The 23,982-nt window shown below is 62.6% G+C and carries 33 protein-coding genes; 15 read left to right on the top strand and 18 right to left on the bottom strand.

The features are described from left to right. Window positions 1-172: 172 nt before the first annotated feature. Window positions 173-1,072, bottom strand: a complete 900-nt coding sequence (locus tag RQ479_RS26390; RefSeq protein WP_376702952.1) for a polyprenyl synthetase family protein — start codon at window positions 1,070-1,072, stop codon at window positions 173-175. A gap of 97 nt (window positions 1,073-1,169) precedes the next feature. Between RQ479_RS26390 and RQ479_RS26385 the strand changes: the two genes are divergently transcribed. From RQ479_RS26385 to RQ479_RS26375, 3 genes are all read left to right on the top strand, one after another. Further along, window positions 1,170-1,928 (top strand): transglycosylase domain-containing protein, encoded by a 759-nt coding sequence (locus RQ479_RS26385; protein ID WP_352465790.1) that lies wholly within the window; start codon window positions 1,170-1,172, stop codon window positions 1,926-1,928. Between the two features lie 139 nt (window positions 1,929-2,067). After that, window positions 2,068-2,250: a 50S ribosomal protein L32 gene (gene rpmF, locus RQ479_RS26380; protein ID WP_006203806.1), complete on the top strand. Its 183-nt coding sequence runs from the start codon at window positions 2,068-2,070 to the stop codon at window positions 2,248-2,250. A 199-nt stretch (window positions 2,251-2,449) separates the two neighbouring features. Beyond that, window positions 2,450-2,851 carry a hypothetical protein gene (locus RQ479_RS26375; RefSeq protein ID WP_292655618.1) on the top strand — a complete coding sequence of 134 codons (402 nt, stop codon included), beginning with the start codon at window positions 2,450-2,452 and terminating at the stop codon, window positions 2,849-2,851. Window positions 2,852-2,861: 10 nt separating this feature from the next. Here the strand turns inward: RQ479_RS26375 and RQ479_RS26370 are convergent, their stop codons facing one another. From RQ479_RS26370 to RQ479_RS26360, 3 genes are all read right to left on the bottom strand, one after another. Further along, complete coding sequence (locus RQ479_RS26370) at window positions 2,862-3,293, bottom strand: heme-binding protein (protein WP_292655621.1); 432 nt, start codon at window positions 3,291-3,293, stop codon at window positions 2,862-2,864. 94 nt (window positions 3,294-3,387) lie between these two features. After that, the gene (locus tag RQ479_RS26365; RefSeq protein WP_023678501.1) at window positions 3,388-3,618 is read right to left on the bottom strand and encodes a hypothetical protein; all 231 of its coding nucleotides are present in this window, start codon (window positions 3,616-3,618) and stop codon (window positions 3,388-3,390) included. Between the two features lie 77 nt (window positions 3,619-3,695). Next, entirely contained in the window at window positions 3,696-4,220 is a 525-nt protein-coding gene (locus tag RQ479_RS26360; RefSeq protein WP_376702951.1) for a winged helix-turn-helix transcriptional regulator, read from the bottom strand. Window positions 4,221-4,317: 97 nt separating this feature from the next. On the opposite strand from RQ479_RS26360, the gene RQ479_RS26355 reads away from it, so the two are divergent. Together RQ479_RS26355 and RQ479_RS26350 are read left to right on the top strand one after the other, a co-directional pair. Further along, the gene (locus RQ479_RS26355; RefSeq protein WP_376702950.1) at window positions 4,318-5,169 is read left to right on the top strand and encodes an alpha/beta fold hydrolase; all 852 of its coding nucleotides are present in this window, start codon (window positions 4,318-4,320) and stop codon (window positions 5,167-5,169) included. Between the two features lie 61 nt (window positions 5,170-5,230). Continuing rightward, the gene (locus RQ479_RS26350; protein WP_376702949.1) at window positions 5,231-5,887 is read left to right on the top strand and encodes a glutathione S-transferase family protein; all 657 of its coding nucleotides are present in this window, start codon (window positions 5,231-5,233) and stop codon (window positions 5,885-5,887) included. Window positions 5,888-6,029: 142 nt separating this feature from the next. Here RQ479_RS26350 and RQ479_RS26345 read toward each other — a convergent pair whose 3' ends face one another. From RQ479_RS26345 to RQ479_RS26335, 3 genes are all read right to left on the bottom strand, one after another. Then, window positions 6,030-6,317, bottom strand: coding sequence for a helix-turn-helix transcriptional regulator (locus RQ479_RS26345; protein ID WP_023678497.1), 288 nt, complete (start codon window positions 6,315-6,317; stop codon window positions 6,030-6,032). A 31-nt stretch (window positions 6,318-6,348) separates the two neighbouring features. After that, window positions 6,349-7,596, bottom strand: a complete 1,248-nt coding sequence (locus RQ479_RS26340) for an MFS transporter (protein WP_376702948.1) — start codon at window positions 7,594-7,596, stop codon at window positions 6,349-6,351. Window positions 7,597-7,690: 94 nt separating this feature from the next. After that, a complete protein-coding gene (locus RQ479_RS26335) occupies window positions 7,691-7,885 on the bottom strand; it encodes a DUF1192 domain-containing protein (RefSeq protein ID WP_376702947.1) in 195 nt (64 codons plus the stop codon). A gap of 124 nt (window positions 7,886-8,009) precedes the next feature. On the opposite strand from RQ479_RS26335, the gene RQ479_RS26330 reads away from it, so the two are divergent. The 3 genes from RQ479_RS26330 to RQ479_RS26320 all read left to right on the top strand — a co-directional run bounded on the left by RQ479_RS26330 (window position 8,010) and on the right by RQ479_RS26320 (window position 10,368). Beyond that, on the top strand, window positions 8,010-9,020 hold the full coding sequence (locus tag RQ479_RS26330; RefSeq protein WP_352465766.1) for an NAD(P)H-quinone oxidoreductase: 1,011 nt from the start codon (window positions 8,010-8,012) through the stop codon (window positions 9,018-9,020). Between the two features lie 162 nt (window positions 9,021-9,182). Next, a complete protein-coding gene (locus tag RQ479_RS26325; protein ID WP_023720976.1) occupies window positions 9,183-9,323 on the top strand; it encodes a DUF1127 domain-containing protein in 141 nt (46 codons plus the stop codon). Window positions 9,324-9,675: 352 nt separating this feature from the next. Then, window positions 9,676-10,368 (top strand): DUF1013 domain-containing protein, encoded by a 693-nt coding sequence (locus RQ479_RS26320; RefSeq protein WP_376702946.1) that lies wholly within the window; start codon window positions 9,676-9,678, stop codon window positions 10,366-10,368. Between the two features lie 58 nt (window positions 10,369-10,426). Here the strand turns inward: RQ479_RS26320 and RQ479_RS26315 are convergent, their stop codons facing one another. The 3 genes from RQ479_RS26315 to RQ479_RS26305 form a co-directional block, all read right to left on the bottom strand. Continuing rightward, window positions 10,427-11,146: a YafY family protein gene (locus tag RQ479_RS26315; RefSeq protein WP_023678491.1), complete on the bottom strand. Its 720-nt coding sequence runs from the start codon at window positions 11,144-11,146 to the stop codon at window positions 10,427-10,429. Between the two features lie 18 nt (window positions 11,147-11,164). Next, window positions 11,165-11,572 (bottom strand): hypothetical protein, encoded by a 408-nt coding sequence (locus RQ479_RS26310; protein WP_376702945.1) that lies wholly within the window; start codon window positions 11,570-11,572, stop codon window positions 11,165-11,167. A 141-nt stretch (window positions 11,573-11,713) separates the two neighbouring features. Continuing rightward, window positions 11,714-11,881: a hypothetical protein gene (locus tag RQ479_RS26305; RefSeq protein ID WP_254816537.1), complete on the bottom strand. Its 168-nt coding sequence runs from the start codon at window positions 11,879-11,881 to the stop codon at window positions 11,714-11,716. A 203-nt stretch (window positions 11,882-12,084) separates the two neighbouring features. Here RQ479_RS26305 and RQ479_RS26300 point away from each other — a divergent pair, with 203 nt between their 5' ends. After that, a complete protein-coding gene (locus RQ479_RS26300) occupies window positions 12,085-12,246 on the top strand; it encodes a hypothetical protein (protein WP_008873884.1) in 162 nt (53 codons plus the stop codon). Between the two features lie 13 nt (window positions 12,247-12,259). Here RQ479_RS26300 and RQ479_RS26295 read toward each other — a convergent pair whose 3' ends face one another. From RQ479_RS26295 to RQ479_RS26265, 7 genes are all read right to left on the bottom strand, one after another. Beyond that, complete coding sequence (locus tag RQ479_RS26295) at window positions 12,260-12,991, bottom strand: SGNH/GDSL hydrolase family protein (RefSeq protein ID WP_376702944.1); 732 nt, start codon at window positions 12,989-12,991, stop codon at window positions 12,260-12,262. 86 nt (window positions 12,992-13,077) lie between these two features. Beyond that, window positions 13,078-13,815: a DUF899 domain-containing protein gene (locus RQ479_RS26290; protein ID WP_376702943.1), complete on the bottom strand. Its 738-nt coding sequence runs from the start codon at window positions 13,813-13,815 to the stop codon at window positions 13,078-13,080. A gap of 152 nt (window positions 13,816-13,967) precedes the next feature. After that, window positions 13,968-14,993, bottom strand: a complete 1,026-nt coding sequence (locus tag RQ479_RS26285) for a class I fructose-bisphosphate aldolase (RefSeq protein WP_376702942.1) — start codon at window positions 14,991-14,993, stop codon at window positions 13,968-13,970. A gap of 140 nt (window positions 14,994-15,133) precedes the next feature. Then, window positions 15,134-16,330 (bottom strand): phosphoglycerate kinase, encoded by a 1,197-nt coding sequence (locus RQ479_RS26280; protein WP_376702941.1) that lies wholly within the window; start codon window positions 16,328-16,330, stop codon window positions 15,134-15,136. A 161-nt stretch (window positions 16,331-16,491) separates the two neighbouring features. Further along, window positions 16,492-17,346 carry a lytic transglycosylase domain-containing protein gene (locus tag RQ479_RS26275; protein WP_376702940.1) on the bottom strand — a complete coding sequence of 285 codons (855 nt, stop codon included), beginning with the start codon at window positions 17,344-17,346 and terminating at the stop codon, window positions 16,492-16,494. Window positions 17,347-17,350: 4 nt separating this feature from the next. Beyond that, a complete protein-coding gene (ispG, locus tag RQ479_RS26270; protein ID WP_376702939.1) occupies window positions 17,351-18,604 on the bottom strand; it encodes a flavodoxin-dependent (E)-4-hydroxy-3-methylbut-2-enyl-diphosphate synthase in 1,254 nt (417 codons plus the stop codon). 200 nt (window positions 18,605-18,804) lie between these two features. Further along, window positions 18,805-18,984, bottom strand: coding sequence for a YdcH family protein (locus tag RQ479_RS26265; protein WP_023678481.1), 180 nt, complete (start codon window positions 18,982-18,984; stop codon window positions 18,805-18,807). 240 nt (window positions 18,985-19,224) lie between these two features. On the opposite strand from RQ479_RS26265, the gene RQ479_RS26260 reads away from it, so the two are divergent. Further along, entirely contained in the window at window positions 19,225-19,428 is a 204-nt protein-coding gene (locus RQ479_RS26260) for a YdcH family protein (protein ID WP_352465789.1), read from the top strand. 51 nt (window positions 19,429-19,479) lie between these two features. Here the strand turns inward: RQ479_RS26260 and RQ479_RS26255 are convergent, their stop codons facing one another. After that, window positions 19,480-20,283, bottom strand: a complete 804-nt coding sequence (locus RQ479_RS26255; protein WP_292655683.1) for an IclR family transcriptional regulator — start codon at window positions 20,281-20,283, stop codon at window positions 19,480-19,482. A 127-nt stretch (window positions 20,284-20,410) separates the two neighbouring features. On the opposite strand from RQ479_RS26255, the gene RQ479_RS26250 reads away from it, so the two are divergent. From RQ479_RS26250 to RQ479_RS26230, 5 genes are all read left to right on the top strand, one after another. After that, a complete protein-coding gene (locus RQ479_RS26250) occupies window positions 20,411-21,292 on the top strand; it encodes a transporter substrate-binding domain-containing protein (RefSeq protein WP_376702938.1) in 882 nt (293 codons plus the stop codon). Window positions 21,293-21,358: 66 nt separating this feature from the next. After that, window positions 21,359-22,024, top strand: coding sequence for an amino acid ABC transporter permease (locus tag RQ479_RS26245; protein WP_352714346.1), 666 nt, complete (start codon window positions 21,359-21,361; stop codon window positions 22,022-22,024). A gap of 1 nt (window position 22,025) precedes the next feature. After that, window positions 22,026-22,676 (top strand): amino acid ABC transporter permease, encoded by a 651-nt coding sequence (locus RQ479_RS26240; protein ID WP_376702937.1) that lies wholly within the window; start codon window positions 22,026-22,028, stop codon window positions 22,674-22,676. A 4-nt stretch (window positions 22,677-22,680) separates the two neighbouring features. Further along, on the top strand, window positions 22,681-23,475 hold the full coding sequence (locus RQ479_RS26235; protein WP_352465755.1) for an amino acid ABC transporter ATP-binding protein: 795 nt from the start codon (window positions 22,681-22,683) through the stop codon (window positions 23,473-23,475). A 34-nt stretch (window positions 23,476-23,509) separates the two neighbouring features. Next, complete coding sequence (locus RQ479_RS26230; protein WP_292655697.1) at window positions 23,510-23,971, top strand: RidA family protein; 462 nt, start codon at window positions 23,510-23,512, stop codon at window positions 23,969-23,971. The last annotated feature ends 11 nt before the right edge of the window (window positions 23,972-23,982 follow it).

Here is a 23,982-nt window from a genome sequence, read left to right as displayed (position 1 = left end):
CCGCTGTCGACCCGCGGAACCCTGCCGCGAGGCTGACGAACGGCTCGGCAACTGGCGTGGCGAGCCATATGGTCCGACATCGCCGGAATCCCGATCGCCTGGCTGGCGCTAAGGCATCTGGCCGAACAGTCGCCATTCTCCGTGACTGCACGGCGCGCCGTGGGGAGCAGCTCTAATTGTTGCGGGTCGCGACGAACTGCGCCGCTTGTTTCAGAAGCGCGGCTTGTTCGCCAAAAGGCTCGAGCAGCACATGAGCCTGGTCGACAAGGCCCTGGAGTTGGTCCCGCGCCCAGCCCGGTCCGTGCAGCGCGACCAGCGTTGCCTTGCCGGCCGCGGCATCCTTGCCGGTCGCCTTGCCCATCTGATGCGCGTCGGCGGTCAGGTCGAGCAAGTCGTCGGCAAGCTGAAAGGCAAGCCCGATCGCCGAGCCGAACTCGGCCAGCCTTTCGCGGTCGCCCGACGGCGCTCCGGCAAGGATAGCGCCCGCTTCGCAGGCAAAGCGGATCAGCGCACCGGTTTTCATCGCCTGAAGCCGGATGATGCCGGCCTCGTCCGGCCGGCTTTGTTCGGCCTCGAGATCAAGCATCTGGCCGCCGACCATGCTTCCCGCCCCGGCGGCGCGGGCCAGTGCCAGCACCAACGCTGCCCTGCGCTCGACCGGCAGCATTGTCGCCTCGTCGGCAAGGATGTCGAAGGCGAGCGTCAGCAAGGCGTCGCCCGCAAGAATGGCGGTCGCCTCATCGAAAGCCCTGTGCACGGTCGGCTGGCCGCGGCGCAGATCGTCGTCGTCCATGGCCGGCAGGTCGTCATGGATGAGCGAATAGCAGTGCACGCATTCGAGCGCCGCCGCGACGCGCAGCGCCGCCTCGCCGTCGGCTGAAAACAACGCAGCACTTTCCATGACCAGGAAGGGACGCAGTCGTTTGCCGCCGTTCAGCACGCCATGTCGCATGGCCGCCATAAGGCGTTCAGGCCGCGCGACCTCGCCTGAAAGCGTCCGTCCGTCGAGCAACCGCCTCAGCAGCGCCTCGAGCGGAACTGCCCGGGCAATAAGTGCAGCTTCGAACGCCATTTGGTCGTCTTTCGTCATGGTCGGGAGCGGTAGCCGACACTCAGACGTTGCGCAAGAAGCCAACCGCCATTATGCCGGGGGCAGGGAGCAGCGCGGACTGGGTGGCTTGGCGGAACCGATCGTCGATCACGAAACCGAAGGGTTGGACATGGCGAGACCGAGACGCGGCAGCCGCATCGGTCTTCAACGCTGGGTCCGGCGCGGCATCGCCGTCGCCGTCGTGCTGGCGCTGGTGCCGGTGGTGCTGACCTTCCTATACCTGCCGCCGTTCGTGCATCCGGTGTCGACATTGATGCTGAAGGACCTGGCGACGTTTTCCGGCTATGATCGGCGCTGGGTTTCCATCGACGATGTCGCGCCGGTGCTGGTATATTCGGTCATCATGTCGGAGGACGGGCAGTTCTGTTTCCATCGCGGCGTCGATCTGGGTGAGTTGCGCGGCGTCGTCGACGATGCGCTCGCCGGCGAGATGACGCGTGGCGCCTCGACCATCACGATGCAGACGGTAAAGAACCTTTATCTATGGTCGCGGCCGTTGGGCTCGGTCCGTAAGGTCGTCGAACTGCCGCTGGCCGTCTATTTCGATGCGGTGCTGTCGAAACGGCGGATCATGGAAATCTACCTCAACATCGCCGAATGGGGACCGGGCATCTACGGCATCGAGGCCGCCGCCCAGCATCATTTCGGCGTCTCGGCAAGACAGCTGTCGCGCCGGCAGGCGGCGCTGCTTGCCGTCACCTTGCCGAATCCGATCGTGCGCAATCCGGCGAAGCCCGGGCCGGGACTGAGGCGGCTTGCCGCGTTGATCGAGCGGCGCGCGGGCCGCGCTGGCGCCTATGTCGGTTGCCTGCGATAGTCTCAAAAAAAAACACGGCGACGCTGGCCAAAACGCCATCGGGCGTGTATAGGCAGCCGACTTTCTCAGATTCCGGCCCCTGATGTGGCCCTTTCACGAGGGCCGCCGGGGCGTTTTGACCATGTAGTGGAGCATATCCATGGCCGTTCCGAAACGAAAAACCTCTCCGTCGAAGCGCGGCATGCGCCGTTCCGCCGACGCACTGAAGGCCCCGACCTATGTCGAGGACAAGAACTCCGGCGAGATGCGCCGTCCGCACCATATCGACCTGAAGACCGGCATGTATCGCGGTCGCCAGGTTCTGGAGCCGAAGGAAAGCTGAGAGAGCTTTCGACGGTTTATGGGTTGCGAAACGACCGGCCATTGGCCGGTCTTTTTGCGTTTGCGACAACTGATCTTATCAGCCGGGCCTGACATTGTTGTTTCACGCCGTCTTTGTCCGTGTTTGCTGGTCGCACGAAAATTCTTGACGGCGAACGCCGGGCGCACTCTACAAAGATCAGTCCAACCGGAGCCGCCAAATGTTCGGTGCCATCCCGCTGCTGATCGTGCCTTTCATCCTCTACAATCTCGGGCTTCTGGGAATATTCGGCAGCGGCGACGATCCGTGGGCGACCGAAATGTTTTCGGTCCGGATGATGTCGGGTGGGGTGTTCTCTATGACCCTCGGCGATCTCATCGTGCTGATCGCACTGATCTTCTTGTTCGTCGAAGTGGTGAAATCGACGCGCACGACAAATGCCTCGATCATGGATCACCTTTTGTCGACCTTCGTCTTTGTGGCCTATCTGGTCGAGTTCCTGCTGGTGAAGGGCGCCGCCCATTCCGTTTTCTTCATACTGATGATCATAGCGCTGATCGACGTGCTGGCCGGCTTTTCGGTGTCGATGCGGTCGGCCAGCCGCGACATCAACATGAATTAAGGATCCCGGCTCAGCCGGGGTCGGCGCTAAAGCCAGCCGCCTCGATACCGGCGATGGCTGCCGTTTCATCATTGTCGGACGTGTCGCCGGAAATGCCGACGGCGCCGATGATCGTGCCGGCGTTGTCGCGGATCAGCACGCCGCCGACGACCGGCAGGACGCGCCCGCCCGACACGTCGGAGACGCCGGCGATCAGATGCGGACGCTCCTTGGCGAAAGCTTCCACCCGGCGCGAGCCCATGCCGATAGCGAGCGCGCCATAAGCCTTGCCGGCCGACATTTGCGGACGCAGGAACGAGGCGCCGTCCTGACGCTGGAACGCGACCAGATGGGCGCCGGCGTCGAGCACCGAGGCGCCAAGCGGCCTGAGCTTGAGCTCGGCACCCTTGGCAAAGGCGGCGGCGATGATTTCAAGGGCTTTGTCGAGCGTCAGTGCGGTCATGGCGGTCTCCTAAACGCGCCAGTCATCAACCGGCAGAAAGATCCCGGTGAACTGTTTCGCGTGCGAAATGAAGTATGCGTCTGGGAGCGCCGGCTTATTTTTTCTTGGCGCGAGGCTTCTTCACCGGGGCCGGAGGCGCATTGGCCAGGTCTTCCGCTTCCTTGGCGAGGCGCAGCGCCCGCAGCTTGTTGGTCTTGGCCTGGCGAGCGTCGCTCTCAGCGACATATTCCGCCATCGCCTTCTGGCGAACCGTGGCTGCCTCTTCCTGTTTCTTGAAACGCAAATCGGCCCGCGCACGGGCAGTGTCCTTAGAGTTCTCGACCAAGAGCGTTATCCAATCCCGTGAATTATCTTCAGCCCCCTTGATAGCAGAGCCAGCCCGCAATTGGGAAAATAAGTTGGTCATGGCGCCGGATCGCAGCCGATGCCCCGCGCTTTGCGGGCGATCACCGCATCGTATCCGGCCTGCAAAGTCGCGCGGACGGTGGGCTCGGATGGGGCAGGAGACGCACCCAGATGCTCGTGGCGCAACTCGTTCATGAACTTATCCCACATCGGCGGGCCGCCCTTTTCCAGAAGTTCGGCACGGACAGAGAGCTCTTCGCTGACCGGCAGCCAGACGCGGCCCCAGGCGCCGAGATGCGCCAGGATCGGCACCAGCGTGATCGCCATTTCGGTCAGACTGTAGATCGCCTTCTGCTTGTGGGAGGGATCATCCGCCTTGGTCAGCATGCCGAGCTCCATCAGCCGCTTCAGCCGGTCGGCGAGGATGTTGGAGGCGATGCCCTCCATCGAGCCGTTGAGCAGTTCGCGAAAGTGGCGTCTGCCGCCGAAGATGATGTCACGAAGGATGATCAGGCTCCACCGGTCGCCGAACACTTCGAGCGACAGGTTGATCGGGCATCCGGACCGGCGATCGATGTTCATGCGAATCTCCAAAAACCGGTTGCATTATCGTATCAGTTTTAATATCGTGCAACTGATTGCAAATTGCAATCAGATTTGCAGCCCAAGGAGGAAAGCCATGAAAAACGCCGAACACCCCGAAATCGTGTCCCAGACCTTCGGCGATTCGGCCCATCCGGCGGTATTGTTGATCATGGGTGCGATGGCTTCCATGCTTTGGTGGCCCGAAGCGTTTTGCCGGAAGCTGGCCGGCGAGGGTCGCTTCGTGATCCGCTATGACAATCGCGATACCGGCCGTTCGACCAAATACGCGCCGGGCGAGCCGCCTTATACATTCGACGACGTGGCGGACGATGCCATCCGCGTCCTTGACGACCATGGAATCCGAAAGGCGCATGTGGTCGGCATGTCGATGGGCGGCATGATCGCGCAGCTCGTTGCGTTGAAATACCCGTCGCGTGTCACTTCGCTGACGGTGATCAGCAGCTCGCCCCTGGGCATCGATACGTCGCATCTGCCCGGAACCACCGAGGCCTATAGGAAACATTCGGCCGAAGGCGCCAAGGTCGACTGGTCGGACCGTGGCCAAGCGGTCGATTTCATCGTTAAGGACGCGCATGCGCTCACCGGTGCCGCGCACTCATTCGACAAGCAGCGAACGCGGGCTTTCGTCGAACAGGATTATGACCGGTCCGGCGGTTTTCTAAGTGCGACCAATCATTTCATGCTCAAGAGTGGCGAAGATGGGAGCGGCGAGGACTGGACGGGTCGGCTGCGCGACATGAAAACCCCGCTCCTCGTTATCCACGGCACCGACGATCCCATCTTTCCAGTCGAGCATGGCGCCGCTCTTGCCGACGCGGTCGCCGGTGCAAGGCTGCTCCGGATCGAGGGCGGCGGCCACGAGCTGCATCCAGACGACTGGGCCGCGATCATCGATGCCATCGTCACCCACAGCCAGGCCAAATAGGACCGAGCCTGACCCCGACACCGAATTTCCTCGAGACGAACCACCTAAGGAACGGCAAACAATGTCCCTGACCATGCATCTTCATCCACTGGCCTCTTTCTGCTGGAAGCCGCTGATCGCGCTCTATGAGAACGGCACGCCATTCACATCAGTCGTTGTCGATCTCGGCAATGAACCGTCGCGCGCGGCGTTCCTGAAATTGTGGCCGCTCGGCAAGATGCCGGTACTGCGTGATGAAGCGCTGGATCGGACTGTGCCGGAATCGACGATCGTCATCGAATATCTCAACGCGTATTATCCTGGGCCGGTCGAACTGATCCCCGCCGATGTCGATCTCGCTCGCCAGACCCGGCTCGCCGACCGCTTCTATGACTTCTACGTCCAGGAACCGATGCAGAAGATCGTCGGCGACCGGCTGCGGCCGGAGGGCAAGACCGATCCGTTCGGCGTCGAGCAGGCGCGCGCCCAGCTGCGCAGCTCCTACGCCATCATCGAACAGGACATGCAGTCGAGGACATGGGCGGTGGGTGCGAGCTTCACCATGGCCGACTGCGCTGCCGCCCCCGCGCTGTTCTACGCCAACAAGGTCGAGCCGTTCGGAGACGAATATCCTGCGGTCAGGCGCTATCACGACCGGTTGCTGCAACGCCCCTCGGTTGCCCGTGTGATCGAGGAAGCGCAGCCTTATTTCAAGCTCTTCCCCTACAACAATGGCTAGAGTGGTTCATCGTTTGATGGAAACGCCGAACCGCTCTATCTCTTTGTTTTGCGCAATTCCGGACGGAAAACCGTTTCACACTTTTCCGGGAATTGCTCTAGGCCCGATGCTGCATAGTTGCTCGACGCGCTGACGACGCCTCTCAGCTTCCGGGTGAACCGAGCTGCTCCGCATCCCAGAACTGGTCAAGCCAGATGTTGAGCTTCAGGAAGCCGGCATTGCTGACCGTATAGACACGCCTGGTGCCCTCCGGCTTGGCATTGACCAGCCCGGCATCAAGCAGCACCTTCAGGTGCTGCGAAACGGCCGGGCGGGACACCGGCAAGCCGGATGCCAATTCGTTGACGGTCTTCGGTCCGCGCCGGAGCTCTTCCAAGAGATGGCGCCGGTTGGGATCGGCAATCGCCATGAAGGCGTCGGAAAGCATCATGCCTTATTTGTGGGGCAAAGCGCCTCGAATCTCAACCGTCGGTTTCAGCTTTTCTGCGCGGGTCGAGCCGCAACGCTTCCGGCGTCACCGAGCGGTCGGCCGGCTGGGTCTTGAAGGCATCGCGGCCTTCGATCGGCACCGGCGCGCGACGGCTGATGCGCAGCAGCGTATAGCCGGCCAGGCTCAGATGCGCGAGCGCAGTAGCCAGGAACAGCCCCTCGGGACGCATCCAGCCCATCAGGCCAGCGGCCACCAGCGGACCGATCATCGTGCCGAAGCCATAAAGCAGCAGCAGGCCGCCCGACACTTTGACGAAGTCCTCCGATCGGGCGTGGTCGTTGGCATGCGCCACCGCGATCGAATAGAGCGTGTAGGCGAAGGCGCCGTAGGCGGCGGTGCAGACGATGACGAAGACGCCGGAGCGCGGTTCGAACAGGAAGATGGCGATGGCGAACAGCGCAGCGCCGAAAGCCGCGCCCGCCAGAACGAAACGACGGTCCGTCGTGTCGGAGAGCCGCCCGGCCGGAAGCTGCATGGCGGCGCCGGCAATGACCACGAGGCTCATCATCAGCGCGATCTCGGCTGTCGAGATGCCGATGCGCGCTCCATAGACGGCACCAAGTGTACCCCAGGCGCCGTTGGCAATGCCGATCAGCACGCAGGCGATCGCCGAGACCGGCGAATTGACATAGAGCCCTTTGACGTCAAGCGACACGTCCTGCAGCGGCTTGGGGTGCGACGCCGTCGAGACCGCCGTCGGGATCAGCGACAGGCAAAACAGAATGCCGGTGATCATGAACAGCGACGCCGATTTCACATCGCCGCCGGCAACGATCATCTGACCGCCCATGATCGAGGCATAGGTGACCATCATGTAGAGGCCGAAGACGGTGCCGCGGTTTTCGTTGGTGGCCTTCTCGTTCAGCCAGCTTTCGATGACCATGAAGGCGCCGGCCATGGTGAAGCCGGTGAAGGCGCGCAGCAGGATCCAGGTATATTCGTCGATGATCAGGCCAGTGAGCAGCGCGACGATTGCTCCCGATGCGGCAAAGGCGCCGAAAGCCCTGACATGACCGGCGCGGCGCACGATGCGTGGCGCAAAGAAGCAGCCGGTGACGAAGCCGCCGGCCCAAGCCGTGCCCATCAGGCCGAGCGATGCCGTCGAGAAGCCCTCCACCTGACCGCGCAGCGGCAACAGCAGCCCATGCAGCCCAGATGCCGCCAACAGGAACGCGGTGCCGCGCAGCAGCGAGAGGATCGGTCTGTAGCTTGCGAACATTTTTCAATCCGGCTGGGGTTTGGGCACAGGTCTGGAGACAGCGGCATTCGGGCTTTTCGGCGGCGTGCCCGAGCTTTTGGAATTACCCGCAGTACTATTCGCGGCGAAACAGCGCCTCTGCCGCCGACTTGGTGGAGCCCTTGGTCTTGAGCTCGGCTTCCAGCCGGGCAATCTCGTCGCGCAGGATGCCGATCCGCTCGGACAATTCATCGACGGAAAGCAGCGACAGATCCTGCCCGATCTCGTGCGGGCGCGCTTTCTTCTTGGGTTCGTCGTCGAAGATCGCCATCGTCGCTCCTCCGTGATTGCCCATTTGCCTGATTTGCCAATGAGCATACATAGGGCAAGGGTATGGATGCAAATGGCCGGCAAGAGCTGGCACGAGAAACCGGCGAAGCACGACGGGAAAATTCATGGCGAACGCACAGAAAATTCCGGCAAAGATGATGGCGATCGCCATATCGGAACCGGGCGGGCCGCGGGTGCTAAAACCGGAAACCCGCGACGTACCGGTTCCCGGTCCCGGCGAGATCCTGATCCGGGTGCGGGCCGCCGGCGTCAACCGGCCGGACGTGCAGCAGCGCAAGGGCGCCTATCCGCCACCGCCGGGAGCATCGGATCTGCCGGGCCTGGAAGCGGCAGGCGAAGTCGCTGCCCTTGGTGACGAGATATCGCGCTGGCGCGTCGGCGACCGGGTCTGTGCGCTGACGGCGGGCGGCGGCTATGCCGAATATGTCAGAGTGCACGCCGGCAGCGTGCTGCCCCTGCCCGCCGGCTTTACCTACACCGAAGCGGCGGCGCTGCCGGAAAACTACTTCACTGTTTGGCACAATGTCTTCGAGCGCGGTGGCCTGAAGAGCGGCGAGACGCTGCTCGTGCATGGCGGCTCGTCGGGTATCGGCACCACGGCGATCCAGCTTGCTGCCGCTTTCGGCGCCTATGTCATCACCACCGCCGGCAGCAAGGAGAAATGCGAAGCCTGCCTCAAGCTCGGCGCCGACCGGGCGATCAACTACCGCGAGGAGGATTTCGTCGCGGCGGTCAAGGAGGCGACCGAGGGCCGCGGCGCCAACGTGATCCTCGACATGGTCGGCGGCGACTATGTGGCGCGCAACTACGAGGCTGCGGCGCTGGAAGGCCGCATCGTTCAGATCGCCACGCAGGGCGGGGCGGTTGCCAGCGCCGATTTCTCGAAACTCATGGTCAAGCGGCTCGTCCACACCGGCTCGACGCTCAGGCCGCGCACCGTCGAATTCAAGGCGGCAATCGCCGCAGCACTCGAGGCGCATGTGTGGCCGTTGCTCGGCAGGCGCAAGGTGGCGCCCGTCATGGATATGATCTTCCCGCTCAAGGAGGCCTGGCGGGCGCATGAGCGGATGGAAGACGGCGAACATATCGGCAAGATCGTGCTCGACGTCGGCTAGGACGTATCGTCCGAGACGCACGCCCCAACAAGCTGAATGAAAGCTTAATGCTGCAATGCAACAATGCATTGCGGCCATGCAAAAGCGTCTGTTCAATTCCTGAGCAGCGATGCCTATTTACGCGTCATCGAAACGAATGATCCAACGAAATGGAGGACTACCATGAACCCGATCCGCGCTTTCCGTAACTGGCGCATGTACAACGAAACCGTGCGCGAACTGAACCGGCTGAACGCTCGTCAGCTCAACGACCTCGGCATCAACCGCGGCGACATCGAGAGAATCGCCCGCCAGGGGCTTTGATCTCGAGCACGATCCCACCCGCAGACCGAGCGCTGCTTTTCCGCAACGCCGAGCCGCGGTTCGGGATCAAGCCTTAGAAGCCAGAGCCGCAGCAGACGGATTTCCGTCGCCGGTTCCGAGCCCGCCCGACCTTGGTCTGGCGGGCTTTGTCTTTTTGAAGCTTTGATTGCATGGGCGTCATGTGCCGACCCTTCGCGGTCTGCTGGTCGCGCTGCCATGCCGTCCTTGACGCGCCTGCCAAAAACATTGCGAAACGGCGAGCGAGCGGTTATATAGACCGCGATTTTCCCATTTTGGTGGCTCTAAACCACCGCCCGCGCGGGAACGCGGGCGAACGAGAAGGATTTTTATAATGGCCAATACGCTGCTGATGCCAAAGGCGACCGCCGTCTGGCTGGTTGACAACACAGCGCTTTCCTTCGAGCAGATAGCGCAGTTCTGCGGACTGCATCCGCTTGAGGTCAAGGCGATCGCCGACGGCGAGTCGGCGCAAGGCATCAAGGGCATGGACCCGATCATGACCGGCCAGCTCACTCGCGACGAGATCGCGCGCGCCGAGAAGGACCCGAACCACCGGCTGAAGCTCTCCGATCCCAAGGTGCGGGTGCCGGAATCCAAGCGCAAGGGTCCGCGCTACACGCCGTTGTCGAAGCGCCAGGACCGGCCCAACGCCATCCTCTGGCTGGTGCGCAACCATCCCGAGCTCAAGGATGCGCAGATTGCCCGCCTTGTCGGCACGACGAAGTCGACGATCGACCAGATCCGCGACAGAAAGCACTGGAACTCCGCCAATCTCCAGCCGATGGATCCGGTGACACTCGGCCTGACGTCGCAGATCGACCTCGATATGGAAATCAACCGCGCCTCGCGCGGCCGTGAGCAGGCGCAGCCGGTCGGCGATACGCTGCTGCCGGCCGCCTTGACCGAACGGCTGGTGCCGGCGCCCGAAAAGCCGAAGGACGAGGACCGGGAACTCGACAACGCTGTCTTCGCCAAGCTTTCGGCGCTGAAGTCGAAGGACAAGGACGCCGACGAAGAGGAGTAGGTCTCGCATCCAAAACAAAAAGCCCGCTTTCAAGCGGGCTTTTTTGTGATCTTCCGTGTCAGCTTCGCGCCGCCCGGTCCGGCGCCATGCCATAGTCCTCGCTGCGCTCCACCGCGCGGTAGAAATCGGCGAGCTGCTTGCCGCGCTCCGGCTTGAAGGTGCGGCCGGCGATGACCACCGAGGCGATGCGGTCGATGCGGAAGGCGCGGAAATCGCCGCGCATCTCGCACCAGGCGACCAAGGTCCACACCTTGCCCCAGAACCACAGGCCGAGCGGGCGGATGTCGCGCGCGGTGCTGCGGCCGGCCTCATCCGAATAGTCGATGGTCAGCACCTGACGTTTCTCGATGGACCGCTCGATCAGGTCGATGGCTTCGCGGGCGGCATCGCTTACCACCCACATCGGCGTGTGGATCTCGGTACGGGCGATGCGGTCCTTTTCGGCGTCGGGCAACACGGCGCCTATCTTGACCAGCGCCTCGTCCGCGGCTCGCGCCATGGCCGCGCCGCCAAAGGCGCGCACCATGCGGGCGCCGGCGACCAGCGCGACGATCTCGTCACGCGTGAACATCAGCGGCGGAAGGTCGAAACCCTCCCTCATCATGTAGCCGACACCGGCCTCGCCGTCGATTGGCACGCCGGTCGACTGCAGGTCGGCGATGTCGCGATAGATCGTCCGCTCGGAAACCTCGAGCCACGTGCCCAGCTTCTGGGCAGTGACCAGACGGCCACCACGCAGATGCTGCACGATCTGGAAGAGCCTGTCGGCGCGGCGCATCGTATGGTCCCTCGGCGTCTATCGTTCCAGCCCTTCGCGCTTGCGCTGCGCGGCGACGAAGGCCGCGCCGAAGGACAATTTCCTCGTTGTCGGCGTGCTTGCGTCGAGCACCCGCCAGAACGGCGCAATGTCGCTCAGCGCCACGCCACGCTCAAGATCCTCGTTGGCGGCCTCGGCGACGGTGCGCAGATGATAGCCGATCGTGACCGGACATGTCACCTCGGCACCGTGCTCGATGGCGAGAGCGGTGCGCAAAGCACGGATATCCATGTCCATGCCTTCGGGAATGGAGCGGATGAATGCATCGACCTGGCGAGCTGTAGGAACCAGCATCGGCTGCCCTTCGACGACGTCGCCGATGGTGCGTGGCGACGGTTTTACGCCGTTGATGCCAGGCGTGTTCAGCCTGTCGTTCCAGCTTTTCATCGATCGTCCTCTCGGCCATCCGTCTCCGGCGGCCATCGCACTATGGCACGAGCCTCCTGACACCATACTGTCAGGAGGCTTCAGCATGCCCATTTCAGCTCGTCGCCAGGCCGCATCCAAACGCCACGCAGAAAGCTTGCCTCAATTGCCGCCATTGCGGCGGTCGCCATACATGTCCGGCCAACCAATATCCTTGCGGATGTCTGCCGGCAGGGTATTCATGAAACGCTGGGTGCGGATCTCGTTGCGCATCGTCCGGATCTTGCCGACATAGTGCTGCACGCTACGCAGGATGGTAAAACCGTTCATGGCTGGTCTCCTCTCTTTCGATGCAGGCACTATCGCACACCCCTGCTGACAGCAGTCTGTCAGGAGGGTGCCGCTCTCGTGACCGGCATTCCGATTTGTCCACCGAGGTAGCGAGCCAGTGCTGAAAAGAGGCGGGCCGCAGTGGAAAGACGGTGATCGCGGAGCCGCTTTGACAGCCAGCCGCGATGCTGATCAAAGGCTGCATGTCGAAACTTCTCGCGCTCGTCATCATCGCCATGATGGTCATCCAGCTCATCAAACCGCTCGGCTGGCCCGGGCTGAAGCGGCGCAGCGATTTCTGGAAGCTGGCGCTGCTGGCGATGGCGGCGATTTCGATTACGGCGGTGCTCGGGCACTGGACGTAGTGCCGGCGGCCCGCTACGCGACGCCCGGTTCGTTGGCGACCACCAGGCTGACCAGATGTTCCGCCCAGGCTCGGTAGCCGGCTTCCGAAGCATGGAATCCATCCGATGCGAAGCCGGCCTCGGCATCGGTGATCGGCAGGCGGGGCGCCGGTATGGCGCCGCGTTCGAGGCAAAGGCGCTCGCCCATCCGGTTCATTTCGACGGCGCGGATTTCGAGGATCTTGCCGAGCAGCGGCGGCATTGCCGGCGCACGGGTGAACTCCAGCACCGGCGACCACACGACGCGCGCCTCCGGCCATTTGGCGCGCAGCGCGTAGAGCAGGCCGCCAAACTCGCGTTTGAAGCGCGGTACCGAATGAAAATTCTTGGTGTCGTTGGTGCCGATGGCCAGCACGATATACGTCCACGGATCGGCCGATAGATTGGGCAGCACATGATCGCGGATCTGGCCAGAGGTTGCCGAGTTGAAGCCGGCTGCCCGCCAGCGCACGATGCGGCCGGTGCGTTGCGCAATCAGGACGGCCAGTTGCGCGGCCAATCCGTTTTCGGAATTGCCGATGCCTACCGAGGCGGCGGAGGAATCGCCAAGCACCAGAACCGAGATTGCTGGCGCCACGCCAGATATCTCGTGCATGACCGGACCTTGTGCCGGCAGCATGCGGGTGGTGCGGCGACGCACGCCAAGTCCTTGCCAGACATAGACCGGAAAGGCGAGCCAGGTGAGAAGGGTCGGAATGCGCCGCATGGCAAGTCCCTTTTAGGGCATAGCGAACAGCACTTAGCGCATGTTGCACTGAAGGTGAACGACCTTGCAGCGACACCCTTGTCGCCTCAATGGCAACCGTCATGCGTCCCGGATTGGTCTTCGTACTCGTCATGCAGCCGCACCCAGTCGCCGAGGCTATGATGCGGGCCAGTTTCGTTGCGGCCTTTCGGCGTCAGGTCGAGATAGTGATAGGCGCCGATCAGCGGATCGCCGCCTCGGGAGCGCGAGATGAAAGTCAGGAAGATGTCGCCTTTCTCGTCGCGATAGAACACGCTGGTGCCGGGAAGGTCCTTCGATCTCCGCGCACGCCGCTCGAAATTGTAGGTCGTGTCTCCGGCCGCGATCTGCTTATCGGTGAATGACACCTGCATGTCGAAGTTGAAGTCCGAGGCGTAGGACGACACCCAATCGAATTTCCAGCCCATGCGCTGCTTGTAAGGCAGCAATTCGGCCAATGGCGCCCGCGCTACCACGACAAGTGAGACGTCGTGATGCCTGAGATGCTGGTTGGCGCCGTCGATGTGGTCGGCAAGGAAGGAGCAGCCTTCGCAGCGATAGTCGGCGCCCGGCCCGAACATGAAATGGTAGACGATCAACTGGCTGTTGCCGCCAAACAGGTCGGGCAGTTTCTTTGGCCCTTGCTCTGTCTCGAAGACATAGTCCTTGCGGATCCTCAGCCACGGCAATTCGCGGCGTTCGGCGGCGACGCGGTCGCGAAAGCGCGTCAATTCCTTTTCGCGCGCCAGATGCGCCTTGTGCGCCTGAAACCACTCTTCCTGCGAAACGGTCTTGTTGTTTGGCATCGGTCTGCTCCTCTTTTCACGGAGGACGTTCGGCAACGAGGAATGCCGACACCGAGCTGCATTTCAGTTGCAGGAAATTGCAGCCCTTGCTGCTTTTCAAACAAAAACCCGGGCACGTGGCCCGGGTCGGGAGAAACGCAAGATGTTTTCGGTCAGGCGGCTTGCTCAAGCGTCGGCTGCCATTGTCCAAGCGCTGCCAGATGGTTCATGTGGGCGCGATGGGCGAAGGCCGCCTGCGCGGCGGCGACATTTGCCGCCTTGCCGCCCCAGGCCTTCTGCGGGGCGGCCTGCAAGGCGCGGCCGTAGGAGAAGGTCAGCTTCCACGGATGCGGGCCGATGGCGTTGATGGCATTGAGGTTAGCGGTCGCCTCCTCGTCCGATTGTCCACCTGACAGGAAGGCAATGCCTCCGATCGCGGCCGGCACCGTCTCGCGGAACAGTTTTATGGTCTTTTCGGCGACTTCCTCGGGGCTGCTGACCTTGCCCGATTTCTTGCCGGCCAGCACCATGTTCGGTTTCAGGATGGTGCCTTCGAGCACAACGCGGGCCGCATAGAGCTCGGTGTACAGCTTCGTCAGTGTCGCCTTGCTGATCTCGTAGCAGGTATCGATGCCGTGGGCGCCGTCCATCAGCACCTCCGGCTCGACGATCGGCACGATGCCGGCCTCCTGACAAAGCGCGGCGTAGCGGGCGAGCGCATGGGCGTTCGAGCCGATCGAGGTGGCGGAAGGCACGCCCTTGGCAACATCGATGTCGATCACCGCGCGCCATTTGGCAAAGCGGGCGCCAAGCTTGTAATAATCGGTGAGCCGTTCGCGCAGGCCGTCAAGGCCTTCGGTGATGGTGTCGCCGGGAAAGCCGGCTAGCGGCTTGGCGCCGGCGTCGACCTTGATACCGGGGATAGCGCCTGATGCCTTGATAATGTCGACCAGCGGTGTGCCGTCGGCGGCCCTCTGGTGAATGGTCTCGTCGTAGAGGATGACGCCGGAAATGTACTTGGTCATTGCATCGCTGGCGCGGAACATCATCTCGCGATAGTCGCGGCGGCTGTCGGCGGTCGACTCGACGCCGATGACGTCGAAGCGCTTCTTGATGGTGCCGGAGCTCTCGTCGGCAGCCAGCAGGCCCTTGCCATTGGCCACCATCGCGGCGGCAATGTCCTCGAGACGTTCGCTCATCGTGCTTCTCCTGAAAGAATTGATCCGCGCCCAGCAGACCACCAGAGCAACGCAGGTTCAAGTCGAACCATTTCGCCGGAGAAGCGCGAATCGATTGAAAGTCGCGGGCGCACTCCTTCGCACTGCTATTGCTGCCGCAGTTAGCGCTTCAAGACGTCGACGCCGGGCAAGGGCTTGCCTTCCATCCATTCGAGGAAAGCGCCGCCGGCCGTCGAGACATAAGTAAAATCGCCGCTGACGCCGGCATGGTTGAGCGCCGCCACCGTGTCGCCGCCGCCGGCGACCGAGACCAGTCTGCCGGCCTTGGTGCGCGCTGCCGCGTGCCTGGCCGTCGCCACCGTTGCGTGGTCGAATGGCTCGATCTCGAAGGCGCCGAGCGGCCCGTTCCAGACCAGCGTCGCGGCACGGTCGATCCATTCGGCAATGGTTTTCACGGTCTTTGCGCCGACATCGAGGATCATGCCGTCGGCCGGCACGTCTGCTATGGCGACGGTCTCGTTGGCGGCGCCGGCCTTGAACTCCCTGGCGACAACGCCGTCGGCTGGCAGGATGATGGCGCAGCCGGCCTCGGCCGCCTCGATCATGATCTGCTTGGCGGTGGTCGCGAGATCATGCTCGCACAGGGATTTCCCGACGTCGGTGCCGCGTGCTGCGAGAAACGTGTTGGCCATGCCGCCGCCGATGACCAGCGCGTCGACCTTCTTCACCAAATTCATCAACAGGTCGATCTTGGTCGAGACCTTGGCCCCGCCGACGATGGCGACAACCGGACGGACGGGATTGCCAAGACCCTTTTCCAACGCGTCGAGCTCGGTCTGCATGGTACGGCCGGCGAAGGCCGGCAGCACATGCGCCAGCCCTTCCGTCGACGAATGGGCGCGGTGCGCGGCGGAGAAGGCGTCGTTGACGAAAATGTCGCCGTTGGCGGCAAGCTTTTCGGTGAAGGCCGGATCGTTCTGCTCCTCGCCCTTATGGAAGCGGGTGTTCTCGAGCAGCAGTATGTCGCCGCTGTCCATGGCGGCGACGGCGCTCGCCGCCTTGTCGCCGATGCAGTCGGCGGCAAAGCCAACCGGACGGCCGAGCACGTCCGCCGTCGCCTTGGCGATCGGTTCGAGTGAGAATTCCGGCGCAGGTCCATCTTTGGGCCGGCCGAAATGGGCAAGCAGGATGACCTTGGCTCCCTTGCCGGAGAGCTCGGCGATGGTCGGCGCAATGCGCTCGATGCGGGTGGCATCGGTGACCTTGCCCGCAGTGACGGGAACATTGAGGTCGACACGCACCAGCACACGCTTGCCGCTGATATTGCCGATGTCGTCCAGTGTCTTGAAGCCGGCCATGCTGATCCCTTTCACGAAAAATCGCGGGGACCTTACCCCGCATCGACGACGATGCAAGACCTGCCTAAGGGTTCACCGAAAATATGATTCACGTGTCGAGGACGAAGTGCCGACGGGGAGCGAGATGGGCAGCAACGACGCGAAACGCACCGACATGTGGCTTACCGATTGCGCACCACGATGCACGCGCCGCCCACGCTGTGCAGTTTCTGGCAAATATCGTCGGCCCTGGCTTTCGTGTCGGCGCCGATCCGCACCGCATAGATGCCGCGCCTGCCGATCGGTGTGCGCACCCGGCTGACCACCGGATCGCGACCGCTGAGCAAGGCTGGAAACCGGCGCTTCACGTTGCTCCACTGATTGAGCGCCGCGGCGCGGCGGAAATTGCCGGCCACCTGCACGCCCCACGGCTTGATGTTGATCGACGACATCGGCACGGTTCTGGACATGATCACCGGCAGCTCGCGGCAAGCGGCAGCGAAACTCGCCTTCTTGTCGAGCGGCCGGATGGCGCCGGCGTAGGCGGCATCGGTGAACTTGTCGGCCGGCTCGCCCATGACGTCCAAAACGTAGCTTTCGGTCTCCATCGGGAGGAATCCGCCGGAATTCAGCCAGCGCGTCACCCGGTTCTCGCCGGCATTGTAGGCTGCGGCGGCGAGGCCGAGATTGCCGAAACCGGATTTCATTTCGGCGAGGTATTTTGCCGAGGCAGGGATCGCCTGTTCGATGTCGAAGGAATTGGCGAGCCCGCGCATCTTGGCGGTACCCGGCATGAATTGGGCGATACCCTCCGCGCCGACGGGGCTGACCGCATTGGGATCGAAACGGCTTTCCTTCCAGATCAGCCGAGCAAAGAAATCCCTGGGCAGGCCGTTCTGGTCGGCATGCGTCTCGATAAGATCGCAAACTCGATCGATCAGCTTATGCTTGGCGGGCCGCGGCGGATCGGCCTGGACGGCTGTCGCCCAGCCCAGCCCGCAAATGACAACCAGCGTCGCCCCAAGCAAACGCCGCATCGAACTACTCCGCCGCGGCTTTGCCGTGTTGGCCAAATCGCCGTTCGATGTAGTCGGAAACCATTTTCTCGAAATCCGCGGCAATCGACGGGCCGCGCAGCGTCGCCGCCTTCTTGCCGTCGACGAACACCGGGGCGGTCGGCGTCTCGCCGGTGCCGGGCAGCGAAATGCCGATATCGGCATGTTTGGATTCGCCCGGACCGTTGACGATGCAACCCATCACCGCGACTTTGAGGTTCTCGACGCCGGGATATTGTTCGCGCCACACCGGCATGTTCTTGCGCAGGTCGGCCTGGATGTTCTGGGCAAGCTCCTGGAACACGGTCGAGGTCGTGCGGCCGCAGCCCGGGCAGGCGGCGACGATCGGCACGAACTGCCGGAAGCCCATGGTTTGCAGCAGTTCTTGCGACACCTGCACCTCGCGCGTGCGGTCGCCGTTCGGCTCCGGCGTCAGCGAGATGCGGATGGTGTCGCCAATGCCTTGCTGGAGCAGGATGCCCATGGCCGCGGACGAGGCGACGATGCCTTTCGAGCCCATGCCCGCCTCCGTCAGGCCGAGGTGCAGCGCATGGTCGGAACGGGTGGCAAGCTCGGTGTAGACGGCGATCAGATCCTGCACGCCGCTGACTTTGGCCGATAGGATGATTTTCTCGCGGGCAAGGCCAATCTCTTCGGCCATTTCGGCCGACAGGATCGCCGACTGCACGATTGCCTCGCGCGTCACTTCCTGCGCGGTAAGCGGAAAGCCCTGGGCCTGGTTGTCGTCCATCAGCCGGGTCAGCAGTTCCTGGTCGAGCGAGCCCCAGTTGACGCCGATGCGCACCGGTTTGTCGTATCGGATCGCCATCTCGACGATCGCCGCGAACTGCCGGTCTTTCTTGTCCTTGAAGCCGACATTGCCGGGATTGATGCGGTATTTGGCCAGTGCCTCGGCGCAGGCCGGGTGGTCGGCCAGGAGCTTGTGGCCGATATAATGGAAATCGCCGACCAGCGGCACGTCGATGCCGAGCCGTTCCAGCCGCTCGCGGATGGCCGGTACGGCGGCAGCGCTTTCGTCGCGATCGACGGTTATGCGCACGATCTCGGAGCCGGCGCGATGCAGCGCCGCCACCTGCGCGACCGTCTGGTCGACATCGGCCGTGTCGGTGTTGGTCATCGACTGAACGACGACCGGCGCGCCGCCACCAACCATCACGCCGCCGACACCGACACCAACCGACCTGCGGCGTGGGAAGGGTGAGGAAAAATATCCGGTCATGCCGGCTGCCTTTAATCTTGAAGGTCCGGGCATGAGGTGGAGGAGCAAAGATGGCTTGTCAATGGCGACTGGCGCGCAGGCCTAGCAAATCGGTAATGACAAGACGGCAGCTTGCCGCAAATCCACGAGTGTTTCCGGCAGCATTGCGATGCCACCGGAAAGATCGCGCGCCGGGCGGCGCTGCTAGTCCTGGAAGGGCTTCAGTGCGTCGTCGGTTTCGCCTTCAGTTTTTCAATCTCGTCCTTGAGCGCCAGCTTGCGCCGCTTGAGATTCACGATTTCGAGGTCGTCTACCGATGGATGGGTCATCGCATCGTCGATTTCCCGTTCGATGTCGCCGTGTTTCCGCTGCAGCTCATCAAGATGGGATGCAAGAGACATGATTGGTTCTCCCTTTCATGGTTTCCTCGATTGCAGCCGCCAAGGTACGTCCACCGCAGGCTCGCTTCTGTGACGGCATAATGACAGTTTGCCACCATCGAGCACCGATGTCGAATGCTGCGTGGTAGCATTCCACGACAATATGAAATGTGGTATGGGCTGCGCGCCGGTGCAAGAAGACCCCCGGTCCCGCCCAATCAGGCCCATAGTTTGGGCGCCGCAGACGTGCAGACGGTAAAGATGTCCGATCAGGAACAGGCAGATATCCGCCTCGAATATTCCCGGCTGAAGCAGGAACACGCCGATTTCGACGCGGCCATCAACGCGATGATCGCCGTGAATTGCGACCCGCTGCAGATCCAGCGCATGAAGAAAAAGAAGCTTTTCCTGAAGGACAGGCTGATGGCGCTGGAAGACAAGATCATTCCAGACATTATTGCTTGAACGAACGCCATTGCTTGAACGAACGCCGGCGCCGGCCTGCTGGAAAGGCGGCTATGCCGCGATCGAAAGCCGTGCGGCGCGCTCGCGCAACAGCGCTATCAGATCGTCGGTCTTTTCGGTCGAGGTATCGATGGGAACCACCAGGCACATCGTCGCCTCGACCCTGCCCGGCGCTGAAAAGACCGGCGCGGCCAGGCATTTTGTGTAGGCATCGACAAGGCCGGAGGTGACGCAGTAGCCGGCCGATTTGGCGACGGCGATGTCGGCTATGAAGTCGTCGAGCCGCAACCTGCGGCCGTCCGGCAGTACGAGATCGTCTTCCGAGACCATATCCTCGATCGCCGCCCTGTCGAAGCCGGCGAGGAGCAGCCGCCCGGACGCTGTCCAGGGAAGCGGTATTTGCAGACCCGTCGCCGAGCTGATCCTGAATGGCCTCGTTCCCGGGCTTGAATGGACGATGGTGTAGCGGCCGCTTTGCAGCATGCACAACTCCGAGGTCTCGCCGGTCTCGCGCGACAAATGGTCGACTTCCTGGCGCCCCCGCCTGAGCAGGTCGTTGCCCCGTACATAGTCCATTCCGTAGAGATAAAGCTTCTTTCCGAAATAGACCCGATTGCCGTCTCCGGCCATCTCCAGCAGGCCAGCGTCGACCAGTGAGCGCACAAGCGTGTAGGTCGTCGAACGCGGCGCGTTCACCCCCTTGGCAAGATCGCCAATGCCGATTGCGCGCTGGGTCGCGTGAAGAAACTCCAGAATCTGGAGGACCCGGTTGAGGCCCTTCTCCCGGGAACCCGAATTCTTGTCCTCGTCCAGACCGACGTCCGATCGAGCGGCCAAGGCATTGCCATCTTGCATTATCGATTCCTGATGTTAATCTGTCTTGTACAGAGTACAGCAGTCTCTTGTAAGGGACAATGATGCCAGTTGCAACCGATGCTGTATTGCTGGTCCAAAGGGGAACACAACACGAGAGGAGGTCGTCGTGAACGACACATCCAAAAGGCGTGAATTTCTGAAACTGGGAATGGCCGGGCTTGCAACGGCCGGAGTGATGAGCGTCGCTACCGCGGTCGACGTTCGGAAAGCGGCGGCCCAGGCAGCGCCCGACAGCCTGCTGCGCACCGTTCTCGAGCGCGGCAAGGTGATCGTCGGCACCGGCAGTACCAATGCGCCCTGGCATTTCGAGAACGACGCCGGCGAACTGGTCGGCATGGACATCACCATGGGTCGCATTCTCGCCAAGGGGCTTTTCGACGATCCGACCAAAGTCGAATTCGTCATGCAGGATCCGGCTCAGCGCATTCCGAACGTGACCACCAACAAGGTCGACATCACCATCCAGTTCATGACTATGACCGCCCAGCGCTCGCAGCTGATCCACTTCTCCCGACCCTACTACGTCGAAGGCATCGCCTTGCTGACCCTTCCGAGCGCCGAAAACAAGACCTTCGACAAGCTGCTTGCCGCCGGTTCGGCGACCCGGATTTCCATCCTGCAAAACGTCGATGCCGAGGCAAACGTGCATATCGTCCTGCCGGAGTCGCAGGTAATGCAGATAGACACGCAGGCCAACGTGCTGCAGGCACTGGAATCGAAGCGCGTCGACGCCGCCGCGGTCGATCTGTCGACGGTGCGCTGGCTCGCCTCGCGCAATCCGGACAAATACTTCGATGCCGGCAAGAGCTGGTTCTCGATGCTTTATGGTGCCGCGCTGCGGCAGGGCGACCTCGACTGGCTGACCTTCGTCAACCAGACCTTCACCATCGCCATGTTCGGCCATGAAACGGCACTCTACGACGCTGCGTTCAAGGATTATTTCGGACAGGAGCCGCCGGCGCGCCATCCCGGTTTCCCGGTCATCTGATGCAAGCAGGCGGAAGGACAACGTCCTTCCGCCTTCTCTCATCACAGCCCTCCATGACGAGGACGCATGGGTTATACCCTCAACTTCAACCTGATCTGGCGGCATTTCGACAAGCTCTGGGGCGGACTGCTGCTAAGCCTCGAACTGGCCGTCATCTCGATCGCGATCGGCATCGTCATCGGGCTCGTTCTGGCGGTCTGGTACGTGTCGGCCGGACGTGCGGTGCGGACCATCATCGCGGGCTATGTCGAGTTCATCCGCAACGTGCCGCTGATCCTGCTCGTCTACCTGGTCTTCTACGGCTTGCCGACCGTGGTCGACATCGCCTACAGCGCGCAAACCTCATTTATTGCCACGCTGTCGCTCTACAGCGGCGCCTACCTGGTCGAGGTGTTTCGTTCGGGGCTCGAGGCGGTGCCGCGCGGGCAGCTCGACGCCGGCAAGGCAATCGGCCTGACGCCATGGCAAAGGCTGCTCCATGTGCGCCTGCCGACGATGCTGCGCATAACCCTGCCGGCGCTTTCCAACACATTCATATCGCTCTTCAAGGATACGTCCGTGGCGTCGGTCATCTCGGTACCCGAACTCACCTATGGCGCCCAGTGGATCAACTTCAACACGTTCCGCATTGTCGAGGTCTATCTGGTGGTGACTGCGATGTACCTGTTGACCGGCTACGCGCTGCTTTTCGCGCTGCGGCTGGTCGAGCGCCGGTTCAAGGCGGCGCGCTGACATGCTGAGCCAGATCATTTACGCCTTGCCGTTCCTCGCCCAAGGCTTTGCCATAACCTTGTGGGTGTCGCTGCTGGTCGTGGTGTTATCGCTCATCGCCGGCGTACTGATGGGCGTCGGCCTTGTCTATGGTCCGGCTCCGCTGCGCTGGGCAGTGCGCATCTTCAGCGACACCATACGCGGCATTCCGATCCTGGTGCTGATCTTCTTCGTCTATTACGGCCTGCCCGCCGTGGGGCTGCATCTGGAATCCTTTTGGGCGGCCGTACTCGCCCTCACCCTGTTCAAGACCGCACAGGTCGTCGAATATTTACGCGGCGCCGTCGGCTCGATCCCCAAGGGGCAGTCCGAGGCGGCGATGGCGATCGGACTGACCTTTCGCCAGCGGCTGGCCTACGTCATTTTTCCGCAGGCGTTCAGGCGCTTCCTGCCACCCTGGATCAATGGCGTCACCGACGCGGTGAAGGGCAGCGCGCTGGTCTCGCTGCTCGGCATCACCGACCTCATGCAGGCGATCAACCAGGTCATCGGCCGCACCTACGAGGCGATGCCGCTCTACATTCTCGGTGCGCTCGTCTACTTCGCCGTCAACTACGCCCTCTCCTTGGCCAGCCGGCGCCTGGAGCGGCGTTTCTCCTTCATCCGGGAATAGCAAGATGTCCAACGCCTCGCACCAGAATCCGGCACTTCTCGATGTCACCGAGGTTTCCAAAGCCTTTGGATCCGTCGAGGTCCTGCGCTCCGTCAGCCTGCAGGTGACACGCGGCGAGGTGGTGACGGTCATCGGCCCCTCCGGCAGCGGCAAGACCACGCTGCTGCGCTGCGTCAACTTCCTGGAGAGCTACGACAGCGGCTCGATCCGTATCGATGGCAAGGAGGTCGGCTATCGCGAGACGGGAACACACCAGCGACGCAGCGAGCGCGACCTGGCGGCGATGCGAGCCGAGACCGGAATGGTGTTCCAGAGCTTCAATCTGTTTCCGCATTTGACTGCGGCCGGCAACATCATGCTTGGTCTGCGCAAGGTGCGCGGCAAGAGCAATGCCGAGGCCCGCACCATTGCCGAGCACTGGCTCGGCCGGGTCGGCCTCGCCCACAAAGCCGACAGTCTGCCGGCCGAGCTTTCCGGCGGCCAGCAGCAGCGCGTCGGCATCGCCCGCGCCGTGGCGATGGAGCCGAAGATATTGCTTCTCGACGAGATAACCTCGGCGCTCGACCCGGAACTGGTTGGCGAGGTGCTCGAGGTCGTGCGCAGCCTCGCCGAAGACGGCATGACGATGCTGATGGTCACGCATGAAATGGCTTTTGCGCGCGACGCATCGAGCCGCATCGTTTTCATGGCGGATGGCGGCGTCAGCGCCGTCGGACCACCCGCCGAGATTCTGGCGGCGGGGTTCGACAATGAACGCCTTCGCAGTTTCCTGGCGCGGTTTCGCGCCTCGCATTTTTGACATCGGACGGCGAAAGCTGTCGCAAGGAGCTTTTATGACGCCTTACATCCGGCTCGCGGAATTGGGCCTGACACTGCCCGAGCCGCCGAAGCCCATCGCCAACTTCGTCACCTATGCAGAGAGCGGACGGCTGATCTTCCTCTCCGGCCAGGGGCCGTTGCGCGCCGATGGCGCGCTCTGCACCGGCAAGGTCGGCGAGGATGTCAGCGTGGAGGAGGCCTATGATCATGCCCGTCTGACCGGCCTGAACCTGCTCGCCGTCATGCATGCGGCGGCCGGCGACCTCGGCCGCATCGTGCGCGTCGTCAAGCTGCTTGGCTTTGTCAATGCGACGCCGACATTCAGCGAGCACCCCAAGGTGGTGAATGGCTGTTCCGATCTTTTCGCCGCCGTCTTTGATACGCTTGGCGGACACGCCCGTTCCGCGATCGGTGTCGGCTCGCTGCCGGGCAACATCACAGTTGAAATCGAGGCGGTCGTCGAGATCGCCGCTTGAAAGCTTTCGAA

It is taken from the genome of Mesorhizobium sp. ISC25 (genome assembly GCF_042295465.1).
Classification (GTDB): Bacteria; Pseudomonadota; Alphaproteobacteria; order Rhizobiales; family Rhizobiaceae; genus Mesorhizobium.
The sequence above is the reverse complement of the archived record's forward strand: the minus strand, read 5'-3'. Positions and strand labels throughout refer to the sequence as shown.